The 26798-nt window shown below is 38.2% G+C and carries 27 protein-coding genes; 10 read left to right on the top strand and 17 right to left on the bottom strand.

The window, feature by feature from the left end:
- Window positions 1–31: 31 nt before the first annotated feature.
- Window positions 32–1693, bottom strand: coding sequence for a hypothetical protein (locus ACB089_RS04945; protein ID WP_374965537.1), 1662 nt, complete (start codon window positions 1691–1693; stop codon window positions 32–34).
- Window positions 1683–2234, bottom strand: a complete 552-nt coding sequence (locus tag ACB089_RS04940) for an RNA polymerase sigma factor (RefSeq protein WP_223555781.1) — start codon at window positions 2232–2234, stop codon at window positions 1683–1685. Before ACB089_RS04940 ends, ACB089_RS04945 begins: the two co-directional genes overlap by 11 nt.
- 382 nt (window positions 2235–2616) lie before the next feature.
- Between ACB089_RS04940 and ACB089_RS04935 the strand changes: the two genes are divergently transcribed.
- On the top strand, window positions 2617–3957 hold the full coding sequence (locus ACB089_RS04935) for a sodium-dependent transporter (protein WP_068985287.1): 1341 nt from the start codon (window positions 2617–2619) through the stop codon (window positions 3955–3957).
- Between the two features lie 74 nt (window positions 3958–4031).
- Here ACB089_RS04935 and ACB089_RS04930 read toward each other — a convergent pair whose 3' ends face one another.
- A complete protein-coding gene (locus tag ACB089_RS04930) occupies window positions 4032–4292 on the bottom strand; it encodes a DUF1871 family protein (RefSeq protein ID WP_083227047.1) in 261 nt (86 codons plus the stop codon).
- 72 nt (window positions 4293–4364) lie between these two features.
- Here ACB089_RS04930 and ACB089_RS04925 point away from each other — a divergent pair, with 72 nt between their 5' ends.
- A complete protein-coding gene (locus ACB089_RS04925) occupies window positions 4365–5537 on the top strand; it encodes a MalY/PatB family protein (RefSeq protein WP_374965536.1) in 1173 nt (390 codons plus the stop codon).
- 244 nt (window positions 5538–5781) lie between these two features.
- Here the strand turns inward: ACB089_RS04925 and ACB089_RS04920 are convergent, their stop codons facing one another.
- Complete coding sequence (locus tag ACB089_RS04920) at window positions 5782–5985, bottom strand: hypothetical protein (protein WP_374965535.1); 204 nt, start codon at window positions 5983–5985, stop codon at window positions 5782–5784.
- Between the two features lie 22 nt (window positions 5986–6007).
- Complete coding sequence (locus ACB089_RS04915) at window positions 6008–6595, bottom strand: peptidylprolyl isomerase (protein WP_374965534.1); 588 nt, start codon at window positions 6593–6595, stop codon at window positions 6008–6010.
- A 418-nt stretch (window positions 6596–7013) separates the two neighbouring features.
- On the opposite strand from ACB089_RS04915, the gene ACB089_RS04910 reads away from it, so the two are divergent.
- On the top strand, window positions 7014–8864 hold the full coding sequence (locus ACB089_RS04910) for a transglycosylase domain-containing protein (protein WP_374965533.1): 1851 nt from the start codon (window positions 7014–7016) through the stop codon (window positions 8862–8864).
- A 78-nt stretch (window positions 8865–8942) separates the two neighbouring features.
- Here the strand turns inward: ACB089_RS04910 and ACB089_RS04905 are convergent, their stop codons facing one another.
- Window positions 8943–9506, bottom strand: coding sequence for a DUF5366 family protein (locus tag ACB089_RS04905; RefSeq protein ID WP_068985293.1), 564 nt, complete (start codon window positions 9504–9506; stop codon window positions 8943–8945).
- 153 nt (window positions 9507–9659) lie between these two features.
- Here ACB089_RS04905 and ACB089_RS04900 point away from each other — a divergent pair, with 153 nt between their 5' ends.
- The 7 genes from ACB089_RS04900 to mnhG are packed head-to-tail and all read left to right on the top strand — an operon-like array spanning window position 9660 to window position 15418.
- Entirely contained in the window at window positions 9660–12074 is a 2415-nt protein-coding gene (locus tag ACB089_RS04900) for a Na+/H+ antiporter subunit A (protein ID WP_374965532.1), read from the top strand.
- Window positions 12061–12483: a Na(+)/H(+) antiporter subunit B gene (locus tag ACB089_RS04895; RefSeq protein WP_368637783.1), complete on the top strand. Its 423-nt coding sequence runs from the start codon at window positions 12061–12063 to the stop codon at window positions 12481–12483. The genes ACB089_RS04900 and ACB089_RS04895 overlap by 14 nt, the downstream gene beginning before the upstream one ends.
- Window positions 12483–12824 carry a Na(+)/H(+) antiporter subunit C gene (locus tag ACB089_RS04890; protein ID WP_053593262.1) on the top strand — a complete coding sequence of 114 codons (342 nt, stop codon included), beginning with the start codon at window positions 12483–12485 and terminating at the stop codon, window positions 12822–12824. Before ACB089_RS04895 ends, ACB089_RS04890 begins: the two co-directional genes overlap by 1 nt.
- Window positions 12817–14304: a Na+/H+ antiporter subunit D gene (locus ACB089_RS04885; RefSeq protein WP_374965531.1), complete on the top strand. Its 1488-nt coding sequence runs from the start codon at window positions 12817–12819 to the stop codon at window positions 14302–14304. Before ACB089_RS04890 ends, ACB089_RS04885 begins: the two co-directional genes overlap by 8 nt.
- Before the next feature lie 4 nt (window positions 14305–14308).
- Window positions 14309–14788 (top strand): Na+/H+ antiporter subunit E, encoded by a 480-nt coding sequence (locus ACB089_RS04880; RefSeq protein WP_374965530.1) that lies wholly within the window; start codon window positions 14309–14311, stop codon window positions 14786–14788.
- Window positions 14785–15066, top strand: a complete 282-nt coding sequence (locus ACB089_RS04875) for a Na(+)/H(+) antiporter subunit F1 (RefSeq protein ID WP_068985297.1) — start codon at window positions 14785–14787, stop codon at window positions 15064–15066. The genes ACB089_RS04880 and ACB089_RS04875 overlap by 4 nt, the downstream gene beginning before the upstream one ends.
- The gene (gene mnhG / locus ACB089_RS04870; RefSeq protein ID WP_368637787.1) at window positions 15050–15418 is read left to right on the top strand and encodes a monovalent cation/H(+) antiporter subunit G; all 369 of its coding nucleotides are present in this window, start codon (window positions 15050–15052) and stop codon (window positions 15416–15418) included. Before ACB089_RS04875 ends, mnhG begins: the two co-directional genes overlap by 17 nt.
- Window positions 15419–15470: 52 nt before the next feature.
- Here the strand turns inward: mnhG and ACB089_RS04865 are convergent, their stop codons facing one another.
- The 11 genes from ACB089_RS04865 to ACB089_RS04815 form a co-directional block, all read right to left on the bottom strand.
- Window positions 15471–15941 carry a GNAT family N-acetyltransferase gene (locus ACB089_RS04865; protein WP_374965529.1) on the bottom strand — a complete coding sequence of 157 codons (471 nt, stop codon included), beginning with the start codon at window positions 15939–15941 and terminating at the stop codon, window positions 15471–15473.
- A gap of 354 nt (window positions 15942–16295) precedes the next feature.
- Window positions 16296–16889, bottom strand: a complete 594-nt coding sequence (gene cysC / locus ACB089_RS04860) for an adenylyl-sulfate kinase (protein WP_374965528.1) — start codon at window positions 16887–16889, stop codon at window positions 16296–16298.
- A complete protein-coding gene (gene sat / locus ACB089_RS04855; protein WP_374965527.1) occupies window positions 16886–18025 on the bottom strand; it encodes a sulfate adenylyltransferase in 1140 nt (379 codons plus the stop codon). Before sat ends, cysC begins: the two co-directional genes overlap by 4 nt.
- Before the next feature lie 272 nt (window positions 18026–18297).
- Window positions 18298–19362, bottom strand: a complete 1065-nt coding sequence (locus ACB089_RS04850) for an anion permease (RefSeq protein WP_374965526.1) — start codon at window positions 19360–19362, stop codon at window positions 18298–18300.
- A 12-nt stretch (window positions 19363–19374) separates the two neighbouring features.
- A complete protein-coding gene (locus ACB089_RS04845) occupies window positions 19375–20076 on the bottom strand; it encodes a phosphoadenylyl-sulfate reductase (protein WP_374965525.1) in 702 nt (233 codons plus the stop codon).
- A 393-nt stretch (window positions 20077–20469) separates the two neighbouring features.
- Window positions 20470–22188 (bottom strand): assimilatory sulfite reductase (NADPH) hemoprotein subunit, encoded by a 1719-nt coding sequence (gene cysI, locus ACB089_RS04840; protein WP_374965524.1) that lies wholly within the window; start codon window positions 22186–22188, stop codon window positions 20470–20472.
- A gap of 86 nt (window positions 22189–22274) precedes the next feature.
- Complete coding sequence (locus ACB089_RS04835) at window positions 22275–24062, bottom strand: assimilatory sulfite reductase (NADPH) flavoprotein subunit (RefSeq protein WP_374965523.1); 1788 nt, start codon at window positions 24060–24062, stop codon at window positions 22275–22277.
- 121 nt (window positions 24063–24183) lie between these two features.
- The gene (locus ACB089_RS04830) at window positions 24184–24333 is read right to left on the bottom strand and encodes a YezD family protein (RefSeq protein WP_083227049.1); all 150 of its coding nucleotides are present in this window, start codon (window positions 24331–24333) and stop codon (window positions 24184–24186) included.
- Entirely contained in the window at window positions 24323–25072 is a 750-nt protein-coding gene (locus ACB089_RS04825) for a sirohydrochlorin chelatase (protein WP_374965522.1), read from the bottom strand. Before ACB089_RS04825 ends, ACB089_RS04830 begins: the two co-directional genes overlap by 11 nt.
- A gap of 12 nt (window positions 25073–25084) precedes the next feature.
- Window positions 25085–25861: a uroporphyrinogen-III C-methyltransferase gene (cobA, locus tag ACB089_RS04820; protein ID WP_374965521.1), complete on the bottom strand. Its 777-nt coding sequence runs from the start codon at window positions 25859–25861 to the stop codon at window positions 25085–25087.
- Between the two features lie 689 nt (window positions 25862–26550).
- The gene (locus tag ACB089_RS04815; RefSeq protein WP_374965520.1) at window positions 26551–26736 is read right to left on the bottom strand and encodes a uroporphyrin-III methyltransferase; all 186 of its coding nucleotides are present in this window, start codon (window positions 26734–26736) and stop codon (window positions 26551–26553) included.
- Window positions 26737–26798 lie beyond the last annotated feature (62 nt).

The raw sequence follows: 26798 nt of genomic DNA, 5'->3' as shown, positions 1-26798 counted from the left end.
CATACGTGTAAAAGTCGGGCAAAAAATCTCCTTAATTGTTAATAGCACTAATTAGGTAACGCGTCCCACCATTTTCAGTTGCTACAGTGGTTAATTTAAAGGATAATTGCTGTCCAATTACTCCATGCGCGGCACTTTTAACAGTGGCTCTAATATTAAGTGACGAATCTCCTATTTCATGAAGAGCTGTAAAACTTCCCATCCCATCAAACTGAACAACTGTATTGATATCCACATCATCAGTTAAAAGTCTCTGAGCTATGTCACGATCACCAACCCCATGAGCATATAAAAATAAACTAACGATATTAATGGGATTTAATGTGTCGATTATGGTATCATCCCTCGTCTCAACATACGAATTGTAAAGTAATTTAGTTTGCTCAATCCAATTGTCATCTATTGCTATACTAGTTGTTCCATCTTGTGTCTGCATAAATATATCTTTTCGCAAATGTAATATGCCCATCCATATATCGTATGTTGTTAACTGTTCTAGCGTTTTGGATTGTCCAGTTACCTTTATTTCATCTAGTATTAATTGAGCTGTTTCGCGCATGGCCTCACCATATTCCCCATTCGCAATAATAGTTAATAGATCCATGTATTCCGGCTTGTATTGCCCAGTTTTCGTACGAATTGGATTGGTTTCAGTTCCTTTAAAAATGGCAAGCCACGTATTTTCAAACTCGCCCTTTAATACGTTAAAATTATCATTATACTCATAGGAGTTATCCGCTAAAAGTGTTTGTTCATAGAGACGCAAAATCGTTGCAGAGTCCTCTATTGAATAGCGTAATTCCCCACCAATAAGTAATGAACCTGTAGCTAAATATTTGAAATAACCTAATACACCTGGATGAAGACGGTCCATATATTCAGGTGCGTCTTTTCCGAAAACGGCATTTGGTTTAAATTCAAAACTTTCTCCATTATATCGTAATTCTAAATATTGGTTATTAGCCGAAGCAATTAATTGATTTAAGTCTGCAGGAAAACTTGTTGGTTTTTGAGATAAAACTTTTTCATACTGAGCAAGTTTATTGGAATAATAGAGTGCAATGTCTTCAGCTCTGTAAGAATATATACTATAAAAATAAAAAGATTCTTCAAATGTCATAAGACCGTCGTAAGTTTCGATATGCTGTATAAGCTCACGTGGCGTTTGTAGATCATCCAATATATCTGTTTCTAATCCTTTAAAAAAGTCATTATTTACGGTCTGTATCTCTAGAAACATCTCTTTTCTTTTAGGTAAAGAGTAGACTTCATTATCTGCATTTTGAATTAATGATATTTCACTAAACTCTTTCTCTGGTATGTCGAGCTCTTTACGCATTTGCTCACGCTTTTCTTGATATTTCTTTGTAAAGTTTGAAAGCCATTCGTCATATTCTTGGTCCTGTTTTTGTTCTTGTTTTTGTTCAGTTGTTTGAACAAATGTCGATGGATTAATTACATACGACGAAACTAGCACACCCACTAAAAGTACACTTGCGATACTTGCTATCCAAACAGCTGGCTTTTGCCATTTTGAGGGAGGCTTTTGAGTGGTATTGGATTCTTCTGCTTGTTGCATTGTATTTTCTGCCTCAATTTGTACGAAAACAGCTTCTGGATCTAGCTGTGGTTCTATCCGATCGTAGGATTTTTTTAGAAGCTCCATTCGTTTTTCAAACTGTTTATCGTCCATTTTTAACACTCCCCTCTTGCATTAACTCTGCTTTGAGTTTTTCCTTGGCACGTAATATACGAACTTTGACAGCTGATAACGAGATATTTAGTACCTCCGCTATCTCCTCATACTTTAATTCATGGAAGTAAAATAATATGAGTGGGTAACGATATTTTTCATCAAGTGCTTGAATGGCATTATGTAATAGCCTATCCTCCTCAAAATTAAGGACATGCTTTTCTGCTGAAGATGAGGGCGTTTGTTGTTGAGCACTTAGCCTTTCTTCTTTCGCCTGCTCTCGTTGTTCTTTGCGATAATAATCACGTGTGGCATTTAGTGTGATTTTATAGAGCCATGTTGTAAAACGATCTTGCTTAAATTGATGTAAAAAACGGTAGAGCTTCACAAATACCTCCTGTGAAACGTCTGCTAGGTCATTACTATGTACGCCGCATTGAAAGGCAAATTTTTCAACTGTTCGTTGATGTATTCGGATAAGCTCTATATAAGCGTCTTTGTCTCCTCGCTGAGCTCGTTCGATTAATTCAGTTTCTGTCACTGTCATCCCTCCTTTGTGCATGAAACGAAACATTTCTCCTAATTGTTACATATTTTACTTATTATTAAAAATCCATGTACTTTGCCGGTAAGATTTGCAAATTCGCCGGTTGAACCATAAATTTCGCCGCTAAGATTCAATACTCCACCGCTGGAACCTCGAACTCCGCCAGTAAGACCCCTAACTTCGCCGCTACCCCCCCTAACTCCGCCGCTAACTCCCCTAACTTCGCTGCTAACACCGCTAATTTCGCCGGTTGAACCAAATATTAAGTTACTTGAACAACCTTTGGCGCATGTGCTAGCTTAATTTACTGAAATTTGCTTGTGTTATGAAAATATTGCGGTAAAATAAAACTTTAGTATAAGGAGGATGTATTTTCGTGTCTTCAAGAGATCAATTTACAACTAAAATTGGGTTTATTTTAGCTGCCGCTGGAAGTGCTATAGGGTTAGGAGCTATTTGGAAGTTTCCTTACATGGCGGGTACTAATGGCGGAAGTGTCTTTATTTTATTATTCATCTTATGTACATTTCTCATCGGCTTACCGGTGTTAATTGCAGAATTTATGATTGGTCGTCGTGGGCAAAAAGATGCCGTCACGTCGTTTAAGGAACAAGCACCAGGAACTCCGTGGTACTTGATAGGATGGGGTGGCATGATTATTGCCGGTCTAATACTTTCATTCTACAGTGTTGTTGGTGGCTGGATTTTAAGTTATTTGGGCCGTGCCTTTACATTACAGCTGAATAATCCTGGTTCAAATATTAATTATGCAGATTTGTTTAATGACATCATTTCAAACCCACTTGAAGCAGTACTTGTACAAGGGTTATTTATGTTATTAACTGTAACGATTGTATCAGCAGGTATTAAAGGTGGTATTGAAAAAGCTAGCACTTGGATGATGCCTCTGTTATTCATCTTCTTCATCGTGTTAGTTATTCGCTCCTTAACATTGGATGGCGCGATGGAAGGCGTCAAATTTATGTTCGTTCCTGATTGGTCATACTTAAACGCGGAAACATTTTTAAAGGCGCTTGGACAAGCATTCTTCTCGTTAAGTGTCGGTATCGCAGTAATGATCACCTATTCTTCCTATCTATCCAAAAGCGAAAAAATTGGAAACTCGGCCATCAATGTTGCATCCATGAATATTATCATTTCTTTACTTGCAGGCCTAGTAATTTTTCCAGCAGTGTTCGCACTCGGCTATACACCTGATCAAGGTCCTGGCCTCGTATTTATTATTTTACCTGCTGTTTTTGAGCAATTACCTCTTGGTGGACTGTTCTTAACGATTTTCTTTGTTCTTCTACTATTTGCAACAGTAACTTCTTCCATTTCCATGTTAGAAATCGTCGTGGCAATCGCAATTGGAGATAAGCCTGAAAAGCGTAAAAAAATCGCTTGGATCGGTGGTATCATTATTTTCATCATTGGTATTCCAAGTGCCCTATCGTTCGGCATCCTATCCGATGTAAAAATTTTAGACCGCTCTATTTTTGATTTTGTAGACTTTTTAACCAATAGTATTGGTATGCCAATTGGAGCCTTACTAATTTCCATCTTTGCAGGCTACTATTATACAAAGGACATTTCGCGTAAGGAGCTTGCCTCCTCAAATCTGATGTTCAATATTTGGTATTATTCAATTCGTTATGTTTCTCCGATTGCCATTTTAATTATTTTCATTCAGGGGATTTTACCGTTATTTAAATAATTTGAATCTAAAAAACGAGGTTGTCACAACATTGAATGACAACCTCGTTTTCTATAGAAAAGCAAAAAGCATAGTTAAATAATACATTTTGCTTCAAATTTTATCGCAATAAGTTTGTATGAAATGGCTACACAATTTTCAAATGGAATCCATTCTTCAAACGAATGCTCATACGTTTCTTGAATAACCTTTGCAAGAACGGATGGGTCATCAATGCCTTGCAATGCTGCTACAACATCTGCCGTTTCAGTATCATAATGGTCTGGACCTAAGTTAAATGGATCCCACTCCTCTAGCAGATGTACAGCTGCTCGATTCATTTTTATATTTTCCAAAATGCTCACCTATTATCCTTTTATCATACTCGTATGATACCATAGTAAAAAAAAAAGAAAAGAGTGATTTGCTTGTCTATTTTCGATCAAACTAATAAACGTCGATGTACAAACTCTGTAAAATGGGACGCAATGGAAAACGTCTATGGATTAAAAGATGCTTCAGACATACTGCCAATGTGGATTGCCGATATGGACTTTTCCGCACCAGCAGCGGTGTCAAAGGCGCTACAAGAGCATGCTGAAAAGACTGTTTTCGGTTATAGTTTTGTAAGCGGGGAAGCCATACAGTCGATAGTAGACTGGCAATTTATTCGACATGGTTGGCACATTGAAAACCAATCTATTCTATTCTGTAACGGTGTTGTCGCTGCTTTAGCTAATAGCATCACAGCGCTGACAAATCCTGGAGATAAAGTACTTATTTCCACACCAGTCTATCCGCCATTCTTTAACATAACAAAAAGTAATGCTCGAGAGGTAGTTAGCTGTCCTTTAGTCGAAAAAGACGGAACATTTGTTTATAACTTTGAAGCTTTTGAACAGGCACTTGCTCAAAATGTGAAAGCCTACATATTGTGTAATCCGCATAATCCAGGGGGTTATGTATGGGATGAAGCAACTTTAAAGGAAATCGTGCGCCTTTGTGCAAAATATGATGTAGTCATTATATCCGATGAAATTCATTCTGATTTGATATTAGATGGCTCAAAACATACGCCACTAGCAAAAATTGCTGGGGATGAAATGGATCGTATTATTACATGCATGGCACCAACTAAAACATTTAATTTAGCTGGTATTCAGGTTGCCTATATGATTGTTACGGATAAGAAAAAGCGTATGTTGCTAGAGGCAGTGAATATGGCTAGTGGGCAAGGCTCATTAAATACCTTTGCTTCGGTTGCACTTCAGGCTGCTTATACAGAGGGGTCTCCATGGTTAGAAGAAATGCTTACTTATATTTCTAATAATATGGACTATGTCATTGCTGAATTAGAACAATTACCTGGTATTCATATTACAAAACCTCAGGGCACTTATTTGCTTTGGATTGATTATCGAGAATTAGGACTGGACGAAAAGGAAATCATGAAACGCTTGCTAGAAGATGGCAAGCTTGCATTAGAGCCAGGAACAAAATATGGCGAAGAGGGACGCGGCTTCTTGCGTATGAACATTGCTTGCTCATTTGATACAGTAAAAGACAGTGTTCAACGCTTTAAGCAAGCACTACAGGCATAACAGTAAATTGTAAAGGATATCTCGAGTTGTTCGGAGATATCCTTTTTATGTTTAGAAATATGTATTGGTTGAAAAGTTTGTTATCCCGAATAATGAGAAAGGTAGAAATATCGACGTTTCCATAGGGATATTTATCGCTTGTACTCGTTTGCTTACCACTTTCAAAACAGTTAGAAATCCTAAAAAAATTGCCTCACAGTCATTTTTGACTGCGAGGCATCTGGCTTTCTACACTTTAAATATTTTACTGATTGTTTGTATTTTTTCTCTCAGCTAGAATACGTGCTTCGATTTCCTTTGTTTTCATTTCTTGTTTTTTAGAAATTTTACGGAAAGCAATAAATACAATAATACATAAAATAAGCATTATTAAAAATTCAAAAGCTGCAGGAAGATAGCCTGATTTATCTTTTGGGAAATATAAAAATTGATACATTAAATGTTCCATGTTTTACACGTCCTTACAATTATTATTCAAAAACTGTAATTGACTCAATTTTCACATCTTCTAACGGTTTATCACGGAAGTCTTTTTCTACATCTGCAATTTTGTCTATAATGTCCATTCCTTCAACAACATGACCAAATACTGTATGTTTATGGTCTAACCAAGGTGTACCACCATTTTGAGCATAGGCTTCAATAATTTCTTCAGGGAATCCCGCACCTTGTAATTGGCGAAGCATATCACTTGGAAGGTGCTTCATTTGAACGATAAAGAATTGTGAACCATTTGTGTTTGGACCTGCATTTGCCATTGACAGGGCACCGCGAAGGTTAAATACATTATCAGAAAACTCATCCTCGAAAGAGTTACCCCAAATTGATTCGCCGCCCATACCTGTACCAGTTGGGTCACCGCCTTGAATCATAAAGTCTTGGATTACACGGTGGAAAATGATGTCGTTATAGTAACCTGATTTTGCATGACCTAAGAAGTTTTCAACAGTTTTTGGTGCATGCTCTGGGAATAATTTAATTTTGATGGCACCTAACGTTGTTTTCATTTCTACAAGTACTTCGCCTTTTTGTACTTCTGTTGTTAATTGTGGAAACATTCAAGTCTCTCCTTTAAATGTAAAATTTCAGTTTTCATGTAAATGATAGTAGTATATCATTTCTGACCTCATTTTAGTCTACCATACTTCTTAATGGTTTTCTTCACCAAAGTATTGACGATTTATGCACTTTTATTTTTTTCGTTTATCATCATAACGTTGAGTTGATTTCCGTTCCGACTGGGCCCTTTTCTGAAGTCGCCTTCTCCACTCCAATCAACACATAGTCAAATGCCATCTTCAATTTTCTATAATGAACCAATTCTATAAAAAATATTATGTACTTAAACATGTCAACAGTTCTTAATACAGCTACCTAAGATTTTCGATAAAGTGCAAATAGGTCCGAACGAGTATTTGGAAACCATCCAAATTATGTTATTCTGTAGAATGACCCATATTTAGAGTGGAGGCACATATGAAAAAGGCTTGTGGTTTTTTTATCATTTTACTATCCTTACCTACCCTTTGGTGGATTAGTACAAATATTAGGACAGAAATCAATTCAGCAAAAGCGCATGAGGAGCAAATTGTTGATGCGATTCATTTACCGGAAGTACAGTCACAGCTTCCAGTAATACTTATTGACCAAAACGGGGAAACATTTAGCGAGGAATATGTCGAATGGCGGCAACCTCTAACATTACAAGAAATTCCACAAATTGCCCAGGAAATTTTTATTGCAAGTGAGGACGCTAATTTTTATGAACATATCGGCTTTGACCTCAGTGCGATCATTCGTGCAATGGTTGCCAACTCAAACACAAATTCTACTTCACAAGGTGGTAGTACCATTACACAGCAGCTCGTTCGTATGCGTTATTTATCCGATGAAAAAACATATGAACGAAAATTAACTGAGCTTTTCTATTCCTATGAGCTTGAGAAAGAATTTGATAAAGATGCGATATTAACGATGTATTTAAATGAATCCTATTTTAGCAATCAAGTTTATGGAATCGGTGGAGCAGCTACATATTATTTTCAGAAACCACTCCAAGAATTATCTGTTGCTGAAATTGCATTTATTTCAGCCATTCCAAATAACCCCTCACTTTATAATCCTTTAAAAAATTTTGATAAAACAAAAGCGAGACAGGAGCGGCTATTAGATACTCTTGCAGCGAGTGGGGCTATAACAACAGAAGATGCTATTACATATAAAGCTGAAACAATCACGTTAAATGTAAAGAATAAAGTTCAAAACTATCCTATGTACAGCACTTACGTTCTACAAGAGCTTAGATGGTTAGTTGCAGAAAAAGAGGGCTATGCAGATCGCCTTGCAAATACACAAAGCGAGGAAGAAAAGAAAAAAATTAAAGCGCAGTTAGACAAGCGACTTAATACATTATTTCAAAATGGATTAACGATTCATACCGCACTTGATCCTAACAAACAAGCACATGATGAGAAAGAAATGACAGCAATTCTAGGTTCAGGCAAATTACAAGCAGCTGGAGCAGTTATTGATAATAAGTCCCGTGAAGTCGTTAGTCTTTATGCGGGGAAAAACTATGAAAAATTTGATTTTCATCGAGCCTTTCAAGGTACAAGGCAGCCAGGCTCTGCCTTTAAACCGCTAGCGGTATATGCGCCTTTGTTTGAAACGACAACATATACACCAGATTCGACAGTCAGTGGTGGCAGTTATTGTGTCGGTTCATTTTGTCCACAAAACTATGGAGGCTTTACGTACGGTGATGTATCAATTCGGACAGCATTTCGATATAGCTACAATACATCGGCTCTCCGTCTCTTTAACACAGTGGGGATTGAAACAGCCTTTAGTTATTTAGATCGCTTTAACTTCCGCTCCATCGTTGAAAAAGATCGTAATTATGCTGCCTCGTTAGGAGGATTAACATATGGTGTTACAGCACTTGAGCTAGCAGATGCCTATACGAGCTTTATAGACGGCTCATATGTACTAGCCCATAGCATCCGTAAAGTGACAGCAGCTGATGGAACGGAGCTTTACAGCTGGGATACAGCACGCGATCAAATTTGGTCACCGAAAACGGTAAAGTATATGCGTGCATTGCTTGCGGATGTTGTCACGAATGGTACAGGACAAGGTGTTTATAGTAGAAGTGACTATGTTGGTGCCAAAACTGGAACAACAAACAACTATCGCGACTACTGGCTTGCTGGATTAAATGATGAATATACGGCAGCAGTATGGCTCGGCTATGATAAGCCACAATCTATGGAAAACTTAGAAGCTTATAAGATTCATCATCAGCTATTTAATGTATTGATAGAATAAAGTTTCTCGATTAAAAGGAGCAGCCCTTTGTGACATTCATCACTCTAGGGCTGCTCCTTTCATTGTTTAAGTTGCTATTTAATTAGCAAACGGTAAACTCGCCAAAATGCCATTATACAATTTTAAAACGACGTAAACTAAAAGTGATAATAATATTGTCCACGTAAAAAGCTCAAAAACTAGTAGCCCAATCGTTCCACTCATAGACATAAAATGGCTCATTTTATAAATAAGATAAATAAAATAAATAAAGACAGTTAAGACAAAAATCCCTATTAAAATATAAATAAATTGAATAGCAAAGGCTGAGCATATTGCACCTACAACTAAAATTATGTAACCGCCTCGTGCTTGATGAACTGTCGCACCTTCATTGTCTTTTGAAAAAAATAACATCCCCAGCTCGTGAATAGTTTCCCCTACTAATTTTAATGCTGAAAATAGCATAAAAAAGATGACAGCAAATACAATTAGCAAAAAAACACGTAGTTCGAAATCGGATAAAAATTCACGCATGCCAGAATATACGCCAATAGCTTGAAAAATTTGCAACGATTCACTTACAGCATACATCCCAAATGTTAAACTAAATAACAAAATCGTAATTAATGGTAAATAACCATAAATATAAGGGTTCTTCATAAAAATTTTTTTCCTCTTATTCTATTGATAACTTCCTATTTATAATATAGCCAAATTTCTTCCACTATCGCAAGTTAAATCCTATTAGTGCATATGCATTCGTACAAAAAGTACGTTATAATTGACATACTACCTGCATAAAGGAGGATTTTTTTGTTACAAGTACTTTATATTTTCATTCCAATGCTTGCCGCAATATTTGTGCCATTTTTATATAAAAGCATTAAAAATATTCATACAGGCTGGTTTGTTCTTGCAGTACCTGCTACACTTGCGATTATTTACGCCTCTTATATCCCAAAAGTAGCAGATGGTGAAGTATTTCTTGAAGAGCTTCCTTGGATTCCATCGCTCGATATTTCCGTCGTTTCTTATATAGATGGACTTAGCTTGCTATTCTCATTACTAATTACTGGAATTGGCTCATTGGTCGTACTTTACTCGATTTTTTATTTAGACAAACATAAAGAAAAATTACATAATTTTTATGTTTATTTATTATTATTTATGACCGCGATGCTTGGAGTAGTGCAGTCGGATCATTTAATTACTTTGTACTTTTTCTGGGAGCTAACATCTATTTCATCATTTTTACTAATCGGTTACTGGTATAACCGTGATGCCTCTCGCTTTGGTGCACTTAAGTCTATGATGATTACGGTCGGTGGCGGCTTAATGATGTTGGGAGGATTTGTCCTTCTTTATTTAATGGGAGAAACGTATTCAATCCGTGAACTTATTGTCATGGCACCTAATTTAGTGCAGGATCCGTTATTCACTTGGTCACTCGTTTTAATACTTCTAGGTGCCTTTACGAAATCCGCACAATTCCCATTCTACATTTGGCTACCAGATGCAATGGAAGCGCCAACACCAGTTAGTGCATACCTTCACTCCGCAACAATGGTAAAAGCAGGTATTTATTTAGTTGCACGTTTTACACCGATTTTTGCTGTTTCTGAACTTTGGATCTGGCTCGTTACAGGCGTGGGTATCTTAACTTTATTCTGGGGATCTTTCTTTGCAGTGAAGCAAACAGATTTAAAAGGAATTCTTGCATTCTCTACCGTGAGCCAGCTTGGACTTATTATGTCATTGCTTGGAGCTAGTGCCGTAGCGTTTCATGGCAATGGAGCAACAGATTCTATCAAATTTGCTGCTTTTGCGGCGATTTTCCACCTTATAAACCATGCGACGTTTAAAGGTAGCTTATTTATGATTGCAGGTATTGTCGATCATGAAACAGGTACGCGTGATATTCGTAAACTGGGTGGTTTAATGAGTATTATGCCGCTTAGTTTCACAGTCGCAGCAATCGGAAGCTTATCAATGGCTGGTCTACCACCATTTAATGGCTTCTTAAGTAAGGAAATGTTTTTAACTGCAATGCTTGCACTTCAAAATTTCGAATTTTTCGGCTTTGATACGTGGGGAGCACTCTTCCCTATTATCGCTTGGGTTGCTAGTATTTTCACATTTATCTATAGTTTCTATTTTGTCTTCAGAACATTTACTGGTAAATATACACCAGAGAAATTACCTCATAAACCACATGAGGCACCAATTGGCATGCTAATTTCGCCAATGATTTTAGCTGCATTAGTCGTAACAATATTCTTTATTCCAAACTTTGTTGGTGATACTTTTGTCAAGCCAGCAGTACAAGCTATTCAACCATTCTTATATGATTCACCAAAGGATATCGATATTCATGTATCTGCTTGGCATGGTGAAATTACACCTGAATTACTCATGACAATTGGCATAGTAATTATTGGGGTTCTCTTGTTTGTAGCATTACCGAAATGGCAAAGCATCTATGAAAAATTCCCACGAGCTTTGACATTAAATAATGCATACGACAAAATTATGCTCGGACTAGATGTTGGGTTAAATCGTGTATCACGTCTTTATATGACAGGCTCTATGCGTCACTATCTGCTATATATGTTTAGTAGCATTGCAGCAATTGTTATAGGTTCTTTATTTGTGAAAGATGCTTTTACAGTCTCCTTCCAAGACACTGCACCTATTCGTCCTTATGAAATCATTTTAGTTGTAGTTTTAGTCATTGGAACGTCCATTACAATTTTGGCAAAGTCACGTTTAACAGCCATTATAGGTCTTGGTGCTGTCGGCTACACAGTGGCATTATTCTTCGTTATTTTTAATGCTCCTGATTTAGCATTAACACAGCTTGTTATTGAAACGATTTCTGTAGCACTATTTTTACTAGCGTTTTATCATCTGCCTAAGCTTGGCAAACGAGAAGAACGCATGAGATTCCAATTAAATCGCGCGATTGTTTCAATTGCAGTCGGTGTAATGGTCACTCTTGTAGCGCTGTCTGCACAATCACAAAAATTGATTCCATCTATTTCGAAGTATTACGAGGAAACAGTTTATTCAAAAGCCGGCGGTGGAAACATTGTCAATGTTATCTTAGTAGACTATCGTGGCTTTGATACATTATTTGAAATTACAGTGCTAGCTATTGCTGGGATGGCCATTTTAGCAATGATCAAGCTACGCATGAATAGAAAGGAGAAATCACATGAAAACAAATGATGTAATTATACAATTTACAGCAAAAATTGTATTCTTCATTATTTTCTTCTTCTCCATTCATATTTTTCTTGCTGGACATTATACTCCTGGGGGCGGCTTTGTAGGTGGACTGTTAACATCGAGTGCCATTGTGCTCTTAGTCCTTGCCTTTGATTTAAATACGGTTCGTAAGGTATTACCAATAAATTATACGTATTTAACAGCGATTGGCTTACTACTAGCCTTTGCAACGGCCGCTTTCCCTATGTTTTTGGGCGAACCGTTTTTTACACATTTCTTTGATTATTTCGATTTACCGCTTCTAGGCAAACAGTCTTTACACACGGCTATGCTTTTTGATAGCGGTGTCTATTTGGTTGTTGTCGGCGTTACGATGACCATTATTCAAACAATCGGGGAGGATGAATAATGGAAATAATTATGGCGTTTGTCATCGGCTTTCTGTTTATGGCAGCGGTTTATTTAATCTTATCTAAAAGCTTATTGCGCATTATTATTGGGACAGGTCTTTTAAGTCATGGTGCCCATCTTCTCATTTTAACGATGGGTGGACTTGGCGGTGAAGCACCCCCTGTTTTAAAAGAAGGGGCGAAAACATTTGCAGACCCTTTACCACAGGCGCTAATTTTAACAGCCATTGTTATTAGCTTTGGGGTAACAGCTTTCTTCCTTGTACTTGCTTACCGTTCTTATCAGGAGCTCGAGACAGATGATATAAGCTTAATGAGAGGAAGTGATGAGGATGAATAACTTCCTTCTACTACCAATTATCATTCCGTTCTTCTTCGGCATGATTTTAATGTTTGGGCAAAAGAATTTAAAATACCAGCGTTCATTCGCATTACTTGGTATAGGACTTGCACTTATATCAGCCATTTCACTGCTTATAAAGGTGAAAAATGATGGTATTCAAAAGGTGACATTCGGGGATTGGCCTGTGCCATATGGCATTACGATGGTTTCAGATATGGTGTCTGCATTACTTGTCACAACAACGCTGCTTATCACCTTCTTTGTTGTTTGGTATGGCTTTGGTTCCATCACAAAGGAACGTGAACGCTTCTTTTATTACCCTGGAATCATGTTTATTTTAACTGGGGTTAACGGGGCATTTACGACAGGCGATATTTTTAACCTTTTCGTGTTCTTCGAAGTATTGTTAATGGCCTCGTATTTACTCATCGTTCTCGGTGGCGAAAAAGGGCAGCTTAAAGGTTCCATTAAATATATTTTAATCAATGTTATTTCATCTGCATTATTCGTTATTACAGTTGCCTTCCTTTACTCTGTAGTAGGTACATTAAACATGGCAGATATTGCAGTAAAAATTGCTGAAATCGATCAACCAGGCATTATTACTGTTATAGCTGTACTATTTTTAATGGTATTTGGGTTAAAAGCAGCTATTTTCCCGTTATACTTCTGGCTTCCAACATCTTATGCGGCAGCACCTATACCCGTGTTAACGCTATTTGGTGCACTACTAACAAAGGTCGGTATTTACGCGATTACTCGAACGTATACATTGTTCTTTGTTCATGATTTATCGTATACGCATGATTTACTAATGGTATTAGCAATTGCAACAATTATTGCAGGCTGTATTGGCGCACTTGCCTATCACGATGTTAAGCTCATCATTATTTATAACATCGTCATTGCTGTAGGTGTTATTTTATTCGGTGTATCTCAAATGAATGAGGTTGCTCTAAAGGGGGCAATGTTTTATTTAATTCATGACATGCTTATTAAAGCAGCACTCTTTATGTTGATCGGTATAATCATCTACATTACCGGCACATCTGATTTACGAAAAATGGGCGGTCTTATGAAGAACTATCCTGCTCTTGGTTGGTGCTATTTAATTGCTGCATTGGGTTTAGCAGGAATTCCCCCACTTAGTGGCTTTGTCGGAAAACTCTTGATTGTCCAGGGTGGTTTTGAGGCAGGTAGTATGTGGAGTAGTATATTTATTTTAGCTTCATCACTTCTCGTTTTATTGTCTGTTATTCGTATTTTCCTTTATGCCTTCTGGGGTGAAGAAAAAGAAACAAAGGGTACTGTCGATAAAAAAGTCTATCATACACTGTTTGTACCTACTGTCCTTTTAGTGCTCATTACCGTAGCATATGGTGTTGGCTCTGAATGGATTACACCGTTCATGGACGATGCCGCAAAACTTTTAAATGATCCATCTATTTATATAGATGCTGTATTGAAGGAGGATTAGAGTTATGGCATTTCAAATTATTTTAAATTTTGTACTTGCCTTCGTCTGGATGTTCCTTTCTTCTAATTTCACAGCAACAGGCTTTATTGTTGGGTTCATTCTCGGTATTATATTGATCATTATTATGCGTAGATTTTTTACTACACGTCTTTACGTCTACCGTATCTGGGCAATTATTAAGCTAACTTTACTCTTTTTAAAGGAATTAGTGTTAGCGAATATTCAAGTTCTTCGAGTGGTCTTAAAGCCAAAGTTGGATATGCAGCCTGCATTCTTTGCCTATCCGACTGTTTTAACACAAGAATGGGAAATTACTTTATTATCGAGTCTTATTACTTTAACGCCTGGTACAGTAGTAGTGCATGTATCAGATGATGCAAAAACTTTATTTGTACACGCAATCGATATTAGCGATGTCGATGAAGCGATTGCAGCAATTCGAGATTCATTTGAGAAAGCAATTTTGGAGGTGAGTAAATCATGACAACGTTTATTATTGCTGCGATTGTAGTGATTTGCTTATCGATGATTGCAGTCGTTTATCGAATGGTTAAAGGTCCTTCTGCATCTGACCGTGTTGTAGCATTGGATTCATTAGGTGTGTCAGTAATCTCGCTAATTGGACTGTTTTCAATATTGGTTGAAACAAGCTTCTTCCTTGAAATTATATTATTGTTAGCGATATTATCGTTTATCGGTACTGTTGCATTCTCTAAATTCATAGAGAAAGGAGATATCATTAAACGTGACAATTCTCGCTAATAGTTTAGTTATCTTTTTCATTTCTATAGGGGTGCTATTTATTGTCGTGACAGCCATCGGTCTTATCCGTTTACCTGATTTATACACACGTGCTCACGCTGCTTCAAAAAGTGCAACACTCGGTGTCATGTGCGTACTCATTGGCGTATTCTTTCACTTTTGGCTGATTGAAGATCACTTCAATCCCCGCATTTTGCTAGGTATATTATTCCTGTTCATTACAGGTCCTGTTGGAGGACATATTATGACCCGCTCCTCATACATCGCTGGCGTAAAGCCTTGGAAAGGCACAGTACGTGACGATCTCGGACCTGAAATTGATCGAATGAAAAAGGAACAAGGCATTAAATAACTTATCTAAAACATATGGCCAATGAAATCATCTAGACTTCATTGGCCATTTTTTAATTACTTGATAGCATAAAAAACTCTTTTTCTAATCCGATCCCTTCCCAAAAGTTTAATGCTAAGTCATTTTCTAAATCTACATAAACATTTATTACAGACGTATCGTGCTCTTCGTCAATCCAATTCACTAAATCATCTACTAGACGTTTAGCAACCTTCTGTCTTCTATAAGTAGGTATTACATAAACTTCATCTATTTGGCCATAGTTCATATCATAAATTAAATCTTTTTTTATCGAAGCCATTCCAAAACCAATAATTTGATTGTTGTCATTAGTTGCGATATAAATAGCCCCATATTTTGATTGAATATATTGTTCTAGCTGTTCTTGAATACCTTGTCTTTCACTCTTCTCTAATTCACTATCTGCCGTTTCTTTGGCATTTTCATTCCACAGTCCCACTATTTCATTTAATAATTTCGGGTTCACATCATCTTTGGTTAGTAATTGAATATGTACGCTCATTTTTTTCATCTCCTATAACATTTGATGATTAAATCATCTCACAACAAATGGAATAACTCTATAAGAAATGGAAAAATTCGGGTTCATCACCAAAACGTGTGGTTGATTTCCGTTCCGACTGGGCGCTTTCCTGGGGGCGTCCGATGAGCCGCTTCACTCGCGTTGCTCGCTCCAGGGTCTCATCTGTGACGCTGATCCCCAAGGAGTCACCCAGCCTCCACTCCAATCAACTTATTTACATAGTATATGTTTTAACAAATGTCATCCACAACTTTTGGTGATGAGCCAAAAATTTCTCACAAAAAAAATCTGCTTCATCAAAAGCAAGCAGATTCTTTAAGAAAGCAATTTTTATTAAATATATCCTTTTGAAGTTAAAATGTCTGTGAGCCGGTCTACACATTCTTCAATGGAATAACGTTCTGTGTCTAAAATAATTTCTGGATTTGCTGGTTCTTCATAAGGCGCACTAATACCTGTAAAGTTTGGGATTTCTGCATTCCGTGCTTTTTTATAAAGTCCCTTTGGATCACGCTTTTCACACGTTTCTACAGAGCACCTCACATATACCTCTATAAATTCTCCTTCTTCTACCAGCGCACGTACAACTTGACGATCTTCCCTATAAGGAGAAATAAAAGCTGTTAATACAATTTGACCACTTTCTACAAAAAGCTTAGAAACTTCTCCGATGCGACGAATATTTTCCTTCCGGCCTGCTTCGTCAAATCCTAAATCCTTATTCAGGCCATGACGAACATTATCACCATCTAAGACAAATGCTAGATTACCACGTTCAAAGAGCCGGTGAGCGAAGGCATTCGCCACAGAAGATTTTCCTGAAGCCGATAAACCAGTGAACCATAAAATAAAGCTTTGATGTTTATTTTGTGTATGACGCTGCTCTTTCGTAATAGATGCTTCATGCCAAACGATGTTCGAACTCACTTTAAAACCTCCTTACGCATTCCTTTAATCAGTACATCAACAACCTCTTTACGACTAAATGTACTTGGTGGCACTTCACCATTACGTAACATTTCACGAACTTTAGTACCCGATAAAATGACGTGTGCTGAGCTATCATGAGAACAAGTTTTCGTCGTTGCCATGCCCTCACATTTGTTACAATAGAAGCTATGCTCAAATTTTAACGGAACAATCCCTAATTCATCTTCAGAAAATTGTTCAAAGATTTTTTGTGCATCATATGTGCCATAGTAATCACCAACACCCGCATGATCACGCCCAACGATAAAGTGCGTACAGCCATAATTTTTTCGTACAAGTGCATGGAAAATGGCTTCCCTTGGTCCTGCATAACGCATTGCGGCTGGAAATACACCTAATTGCACGCGATTTTCAGGATAATAATTTTTAAGTAGAACCTCGTAGCTTTCCATACGAATTGCAGCTGACACATCGTCTGATTTCGTTTCCCCGACAAGCGGGTTTAAAAATAATCCATCAATTGTTTCAAGTGCCGCCTTTTGAATATATTCATGTGCCCGGTGTACCGGATTACGTGTTTGGAAGCCAACAATCGTTTTCCAGCCCTTTTCTGCAAACAGATGACGTGTTTCAATCGGATCAAATGAATAGGCGGAAAACTTTTGCTCAAGACGTTTTACTAATGTAATTTTTCCGCCCACATAAATACTTGGACGTTCATGCAGCTTTTTAACACCGGGATGTTCTAAATCCTCTGTTCCATATATTAACAATTCCTCTTTCCGCTTATTCGGTTCATAAATATCAATAACTTCAATAACGCCATAAACAGCATCACCATAAACTAATTTTGCCTCATCGCCAGACTGTAATGTTGCCGCTACTTCCTTTGTTACAGGTAATGTAATCGGAATACTCCACACCACTCCTGTTGCTAAACGTGTATGCTCAACAACAGATTCATAATCTTCCTGCGTTAAAAAACCTTCAATTGGACTGTAACCGCCGATAGCAATTAACTCTAAATCACTAAGTGAAATGGCATCAAGTTCAATAACTTTTTTTATTTGTGTTACATCCTTCTCTGGATTAAAGGCTTGCACTAATCGTCCACCATGTGGTTGTAAACTCATCAAAATCTCCTCCTATTTTTATTAAATTACTATGTTTTATATTTAAGCAGATGTGTTGATTAACCATTTTTATCCACCACAATGTTTATATGCGCATTGATTGGGGTTCCCACTGTTTTGATCAGCTTCCATTTTAAAGTGATCAGGTCCCACTCTGATTTGATCCAATTCAAAAGTGATCGGCTTCCGTTCAAATGTGATCGGGGGCCCGTTGATTTGATCAGCTTCCTTTCAAATGCGATCGAGTCCCACTCTGATTTGATCGGCTCCCATTAAATACCTTCACCCGCGTCATATATTGAGCGCTCTTCTTCACGCATTGTTCGCATTAAGCTAATGACACCAAGCGTTCCGACAATAATACTGCCAGTTAATACGATGGCATAGAAATCTTTCTCTAAGAATAGCTGTACTAAAAAATAAGAAATGACTAAAGAAAAAATTGGCGAGACAATCCAAATACGAATTATTTTTTTCACGATATGCTTATGAAAAATTTGTTTACCGTTTTTGGCCATCCCCATCCCGATGATGGAAGAGGACGTTACTTGTGTTAACGGCACGGGAAGCCCAAAAATAGAGCTAATACCGACAAGGAGTGCTCCTGTACTCGATATCAATATCCCCTCTGGCTTCTCAAAGCGCATAATTTTTTTACCGTTTGTTTCAAGTACTCGTTTTCCTAGTAGCATAGCACCGAGCGCCACAAATGCCCCACCAAGCCATATCCCACTTGTTACGCCCATCACGCCTGCGCCAACAAGAGGGCCAACTGCATTTGCTACGTTATTCATCCCTGCTGAAAATGCTTCGAAAAATCCGGCAAAGACAAGAAGAATCGTTAATATCGGTCGATCCTTTAACAAGCCCTTGCCTCGTAATTTATACAGCCACTTACCAAAGACAAGTGCGATGACAAACGCAATAATCGGAATAATGATCCAAAATGAAATGATGACAAACAATGATTTTACATATAACACTTTATAGGCAATCCCAACACCTACAACTGCTCCCACCGTTACTTCACTCGTCGAGAGTGGGATGCCCAAAAGATTAGCAAGGAATAGTGAGCTTGTGGCAGAAATCAAAATAATAATGACAATCTTTACAGTAATGTACTCCTGCGGCATAATCCCAGAGCTGATCGTTTTTACTACCTCTCCACCACCAAGCACAGCTCCACTAAAAACACCCACTGAACAAATTAACAATGCTTGCCAAGCTTTTTTGATGGCACCTGCACCGTAAGCAACCCCCATTGAGGCTGCCGCTCCACTGGCCCCTATATTCATCGCAAAAAATAAACTAATCGCTATCGCAACATATTCAAGCATGACAAAACCCCTTTATTCATGTAAACCACACTCGGTTTTACCAGATTCCTGCCATCTCCCTGAACGTAAATCATCCATCGTAAATGCTGGTTTTGTACAGTGCTCACAGCCAATGCTTGGATAACCTCTGTCGTGTAAAGGATTGTAAGGCAAATTAAGTTTTGAGACATATCGCCAAACATCCTTCCATGTCCAATGAATGAGTGGGCAAATTTTAATCGACTTAAATTTATCATCACGATTGATAAAGTTTGTATTTTGTCGGGTTGATGATTGTTCACGACGTAAGCCTGAAATCCAAGCTTTTGCACCTGCTAACGCTTCATGTAACGGCACAATCTTGCGAATTTCGCAGCATTTATTTGGATTAGACTTCCATAGTTCTTCGCCATATTGTGCTGCTTGCTGTTCTAATGTAAGTGCTGATTTTTGCATAATTATGTTAAGCTGCGGATATTTTTCTTTTACTCTGTCAATCGTTTCATATGTTTCCTTAAAATGAACATCTGTATCTAAAAAGACAATCGTAGCATCAGGCTTCACCTTTGAAATAAGGTCAATCAAGACAATTCCTTCAATCCCAAAGCTACATGCATAGACGATATCCTCTCCGTATTCAGTATAGCTCCACTGTAAAACCTCCAGTGCAGCTTTATAAGTTTCATCAACATTAAAATCCATTGTTGGCTCGTGCCAAGTTGCATATGTTAACATAATAATCCCCCTCGTAACGAAAAAAGACGTCCTAACGAAAGACATCGTAATAGACATGCCTTTGTTAAAACGCCTCTAGTTTGACTAGCCAGCTTATTATGAAACGATGGTATTAGCTACCTCGTTCTACAATTTCTTCTTATCACCAAGATATACTAAGTATATCTAGCAGACAACTAGGTTTTATAAGAAAATTTATTTTTTAATGCGCGAACATCCCCACGAAATCCACATTGAAACAACCCTGGCATCGTTCTCGTTAAATAAGCCATATCTACTTGCTTGAACTTATCGTGCAGATGGAGCTATGTCGTGAATATATTGATGAATGTTTAGAATCAATTAGCTTCAGGTTAGTGATCATGGAATTGTCAGTTCACAGCGATTAACGGGTTAATTATGAAAATCTCGCCCGTCGTGAACAGCTGTTACATAACCTGCACGAATTACAAAGTCTCCGAAATGTTCACCCTCTAAACGTTCCTTTGCATAGTGCAGAAGGATCGGACGAAGCTCTGCTAAAATTTCCTCTTCCCCAATATTTTCACGATAGATTTTATTGAGACGATTACCAGTAAAGCTTGCTCCTAAATACAAATTATATTTCCCTGGGCCTTTACCAATAAAGCCAATCTCGGCCATTGCCGCACGTGAACATCCATTCGGACAGCCTGACATACGAATAACAATTTCTGTATCGTTTAAGCCTGCCTCATCAATGATTGTTTCAATTTTTGTTATTAGAGAAGGCAAGTAACGCTCCGCTTCTGCCATCGCTAAACCACATGTTGGTAATGAAACGCAAGCAATCGAATTACGACGCAATGCAGAATAGTGCGCACCATCTGTAAGCTTATATTGCTCAATAATAGCAGCGATTTTTTCCTTCTTTTGTGATGTTACATTACTAATCATTAAATTTTGGTTTGGTGTTAAGCGGAAATCACCCGTATGCACTTTAGCAATTTCACGTAATCCTGTTAGAAGCTCATAATTTTCAAAGTCTTTAATACGGCCATTTTGAATAAATAATGTATAATGCCATTTGTCGTCTGCACCTTTAATCCATCCATATTCATCACCTGTACGTTCAAAGGTAAATGGACGGGCTTGTTGGATGTCCCAGCCTAGACGACGCGTCAGTTCATCATTAAACCACTCAAATCCTCTTGCATCAATTGTATATTTAAAACGTGCATTTTTACGCACTGAGCGATTCCCATAATCGCGCTGAATCGTAATAATTTTCTCGGCTGTTTCCAGTAGTTTATCAGGTGTAATAAAGCCAATTTCACGAGCAAGCTGTGGATACGTTTCATGATCGCCATGCGTCATTCCCATCCCTCCACCAACTGCCACGTTAAAGCCTACTAACTGATCATCCTCAACAATGGCAATGAGTCCAATATCTTGCGAGAATACGTCTACATCATTACTTGGTGGAATAGCAATACCAATTTTAAATTTACGCGGCAAATATTGCGCACCGTATATAGGTTCAATTTCTTCATCCTGACTATCGACTACCTTTTCACCATCCAGCCATAGCTCATGGTATGCTCGTGTTCTAGGTAGTAAGTGCTCACTTAATTTTGCGGACCAGTTATAAATTTCCTCATGTAATGCGGATTGGTTTGGATTCACATTACACATCACATTACGATTTACATCCCCACAGGCAGCGAGAGAATCCAATAATACCTCATTAATTTCCTGCATATATTTTTTGACATTCCATTTTAATATCCCATGCACTTGGAATGCCTGACGTGTTGTTAATTTTAAGGAGCCATTGCCATACTTTCTCGCCATGTCATCCATTACTAGCCATTGTGCTGGTGTGGCTGCCCCTCCTGGTGTTCGTACACGCACCATAAATTGATAAGCTGGCTCTAGCTTTTGACGTTGGCGTTCATTCCGAAGATCACGATCATCTTGTAAGTAACTACCATGGAATTTCATCAAACGGTTATCATCCTCTGGAATACCTGAGCTTAATGGATTATTCATCGTACGTTCAAGTGTTCCACGTAAATAATTACTATCACTCTTAATACGCTCTACATCACTAGGCTTCCCCGCTTGTGGAGGTAAAATAATTTTTTCAGTCATTTTTTTCGCCCCTTTAATCAATTATGCCTCGGCAGAATTGTAGCTTACGCATTACTTTCGCTACATAAAACATTTGCCGAAAGAAGTTAATAAACGTCACGTTGATAGCGTTTCTGTTGTTTAAGTTCATTGACAAAGGCTTTTGCTTCCTCTGGCGTTTTTTGCCCTTGCTGCTCAATGACGCGATGTATTATTGCATCAACATCTGTCGCCATCGATTTCTTATCACCACAAACGTAAATGACAGCCCCTTGTTCTAGCCATTCATAAAAGTCCACAGCATTTTCCTCAATTTTATGTTGTACATATATTTTTTTATCTGTATCACGGGAGAAGGCGACATGCATTTGACTTAGTGTGCCTGAAGCAAGCCAACGCTGCCAATCGGTTTGGTAAAGAAAGTCTGTTACAAAGTGTTGATCGCCAAAAATTAGCCATGCTTTTCCTTCGATACCTAGTTCCTCACGCTCCTCTAAAAATGCACGGTACGGAGCGATACCTGTACCGGCTCCAATCATAATAATCGGTGTGTCCTCATGCTCTGGCAATCTAAAGTTCGGATTTTTATGAACAAATATTGGTAATGAATCACCCATTTGTACACGCTCTGCAACGCTACCAGAACAAACGCCAAGACGTTGTCGTCCATTTGTCTCATAGCTTACTTTCCCAATTGTTAAATGTACCTCTTCGTTATTCGCCTTTTGACTACTAGCAATTGAATAAAGTCTCGCTGGAATTTTACGCAGTAAATTAACCAATTGCTGTGCATCCCATGTAAATGGTGCAAAGTCTTCTACAACATCGAGCAAATCTCTTCCTTTTGCATAGTCTTTCCAGGCACTCGTGTCTTCAAGTAGCTTTGTAAATTCTTGATGCACCGTAAAGGCACCCATTTTTTGTAACAACGGCTTAGATAGCACTGTTATTTCTAGCTTCTTTTGTAATGCATTCTTTAATGGCTGTGTTTCTTCAAATACGTTTACTTCAGTTTGTGGATCAAACTGTAACGCTGTTATTAAAGCATCGACTAGTTTTTCATCATTTTCTGGTTGAATCCCAATACTATCCCCTGGTTCGAAATGAAAATTTGCATCCTCGATTGATAATTCAATATGATGTGTTTCTTTGTTTGAGCCGCGGCCATTTAAATTAATGTTTTCAAGTACTTCAGCATAAAACGGATTTTTACGAGAATATGTAGTGTCTCCTTGTGCTGGCTGATTTTGTGTAGTAGACGTAGTAGCTATATCCGTCTGTTGAAGCAATTCCTGCTGAACAGCTGAGAACCATTGTGCTGCCACATCATCATAATCTACATCGCAATCTGTGCGAGGGACGATTCGAGTTGCCCCTAACTTGGTAAATTGCTCATCAAAATCCTTTCCTGTTTTACAGAAAAATTCATAGGAGCTATCGCCTAAAGCTAACACTGAATAATGAAGATGCTCTAACTTTGGAGCACGCTTACTATGCAAAAATTCGTAGAACTGAATCGCTTGATCAGGTGGATCCCCTTCCCCATGTGTGCTAACAATGAGTAAAAGATTTGTTACCTTTTTTAAATTGTTTGGCTTAAACGTTGCTAACGATGAGATTGTTACGTCAACTTCATTGTCTTTTAATGCTGAGGCGTATTTTTCAGCTAACCCCTGGCTATTGCCTGTTTGTGATCCATATAAAACGGTCACTGTTTTGGTGATTGGTTTTACTGTCGGCTTTTCTTCTTCAACAATGGCATCAATAGTTGCTAGTGGAGCACTTAAATAGCCGTTTAACCAAATCCTCTGTTCTCCTGTTAGTTTAGGAAGCAACTCATTTAACAGCTTTACCTGCTCCTCATTAAATGGACTGTTTATTACTTGCAGTTTCAATCTTGCCACCTCACGTATTCGTATCATTTTCTTCTCTTAGTAATTTGTCTGAATTTGAGCTCATCACCATAATGTAGGGTTGATCATACTAGACCGACGCTATACTTTAACCAATATAAAATTATCGGAGTCGTATTTTTTCCTTCTTTTCAATTTGGACCACGTAGGAATTTTGTACAATCAATGTAATGGATCCATGATTCATCGTATTTAAAATTTGGCGGACATTATCTAATGCTAGATTTATATTTTCAGTCCTTTTATCTACCATTACAAACACCTTCCTCATTCAATTGTAGTAAGTGATAAATACGTTCCACTAAAACTTTCCTTACGTTGTCGTCATAGCCTAAACTTTCACATAAAATAATGTTCTTATTCTCATAGTTTTGTAATCGCCTTGTTATGCTTTGGCGCAAAATCCCAGTAAACAACAAATACGGTACTATAAATACTTGGTTGGTCCCATCCTTCTCTTGCTGTAACCAATCTTCAAACGTAGGACCTTTTCCATATAAAAAGCATGTGTCTACAGCTCCGTAAGCATATTTGTCACGTAATCTTGTTGCAATTTTGGCTAAATCACTCTTTACTGCAGGATCACTACTCCCGCGACCTATCAGTAAAACACTTGCATTGTTAGTAGGTAACCTTGCTTCTAAAATTCTAGTCTGTAGTGTATCGATTAATAGTTCATGGACACCAAGCGGTTCACCGTATGTAAAGCGCACTTGTGGATGCTGTTTTTTTGCTTGATCAATCTCACTTGGAATATCATGCTTTGCATGCTGAGCAGCTAATAATAAAATAGGCATGACGGCTATAGCTGTAGCCCCTCGTTTAATACAGCTATCTATCCCTTCAGCAATAGTTGGCGCCGAGAGCTCTAAAAAACAAATTTCTTGGATTGGTAACTCAATTTCCCGTTGTACGCTCTTTAGAAAGGTAACTGCTTGCTCCACTCCCGCCTTTACACGACTACCATGAGCGATATATAAAATAGCTTGCATGAACCCACATCCTTACACAGAATTTTCCGCCAATTTAGGCTGTGGAATATTTTGCTCGAACCATTGAATTTGTTCCCTTAAGGCAACAACTTTTCCCACTACAATTATGCTTGGATTTTGAATATTTTCTTGCTGCACTATATCTTCAATATTGGCTAAAGTACCTGTGACTGTTTTTTGCTGAGAAAATGTACCCCAATGGATGAGTGCTACTGGTGTTTCTTCGTCACGCCCATTCTTGAGCAGTTGCTGCCGGATATAGGGAAGGTTACCTACGCCCATATAAATAGCAATCGTCTCAATCCCTTTTGCAAGATGTTCCCATCGGATTGCATCATCCTTACCCTCTCTCATATGTCCCGTAACCATTGCAAAACTTGAGCTTAAGTTACGATGTGTAACAGGAATCCCTGCATAGGCTGGCGCTGCTATCCCTGAAGTGATGCCTGGTACAATTTCGAAAGGAATATTATGCTGCGCTAGTACCTCCGCTTCCTCAGCACCCCTGCCAAAAACGAATGGGTCACCTCCCTTTAATCTCGTGACAACCAGTCCTTGCTGCGCATAGCTGACAATTGATTGATTTATCTGCTCTTGAATCATGGCATGTTGCTGAGGTAGCTTACCGCAAAAGATGAGCTTAGCTTCTCGTTTTGCATAAGATAATAGCTCTTTATTGATGAGTCTGTCATATAGAATGACATCTGCACATTCGATACACCGTAATCCTTTTACAGTAATAAGATCAACATCGCCAGGACCAGCACCTACTATAAAAACTTTCCCCATTTGATTTCACTCCTTCTCGTCTCTTATTAGATAGAGATCCATTTCGCCTTGGCGTAATTGTAGCTGTCGCTACAGATAAACAATGCGTCCGGATTTTGGATTGTGCCTAGGCCTGCACGAGGGCCGACACGATGTCGGTCATTTCGGTAATGCCACAGGACGTGGCGTTTTTACCGATGCAGGTCAGTTAGCTGTTTTCGCAGGATGCGAAGATTTTAGGCTAACATCCTTATATTCATTCCTTTCAAAATCCGTGACATCCGCTGGAGGCTTTAGGCCAACGTGATGTTGGTCACTCAGTCGTCGCCACAGGACGTGGCGTTCTTAGACTGAGTTCTTTTATATCAGTAGGTGTTCGGACACATCCTGAAAAGGAACCACACCCGTATTCATCTCCTCACCTTAAGAGATAGTAGTCTTCTCTGAATGAAGATAAAAAAGACTCAAATTATCCATAGGCATAGCAGTACCTGTGAATAATAAGAGCCTCTAGTTTACTAGTCAGCTTCGTTTTTAATTCTTAGTAATATAATAAGAATAATATACAATTCATTATATTCTGTCAACAGTTTATTTGATACTTAGTTCATCATTCCAATGACTACTATTATTAAAGGAAAAAACCAGCTGTCGATTTTGTTACCGACAGCTGGTTTGCAATTTTTGTGATGATCTTTATTTTATTCGAATTAATACGGTCGATAACGATGCCGTCTATATGGTGGGTACGGTGGATATGGCGGATATGGTCGATAGCTAGGATAGTATGGATATTGATTAAATTGCGTTCCTAGTAAACCTCCTAAAAACCCTCCAAAAAACGGCGCACCGAATGTCCAAAAGCCTCCTCCTGGATAACCTCCGAAAAATGGCATATGCTTCCTCCCTTTTTACTCTATCGTATGAAGGAAGATACATATCTCACATGTATATCGCC

The organism is Lysinibacillus sp. RS10 (assembly GCF_041956855.1).
GTDB classification, from domain to species: domain Bacteria; phylum Bacillota; class Bacilli; order Bacillales_A; family Planococcaceae; genus Lysinibacillus; species Lysinibacillus xylanilyticus_A.
The sequence above is the reverse complement of the archived record's forward strand: the minus strand, read 5'-3'. Positions and strand labels throughout refer to the sequence as shown.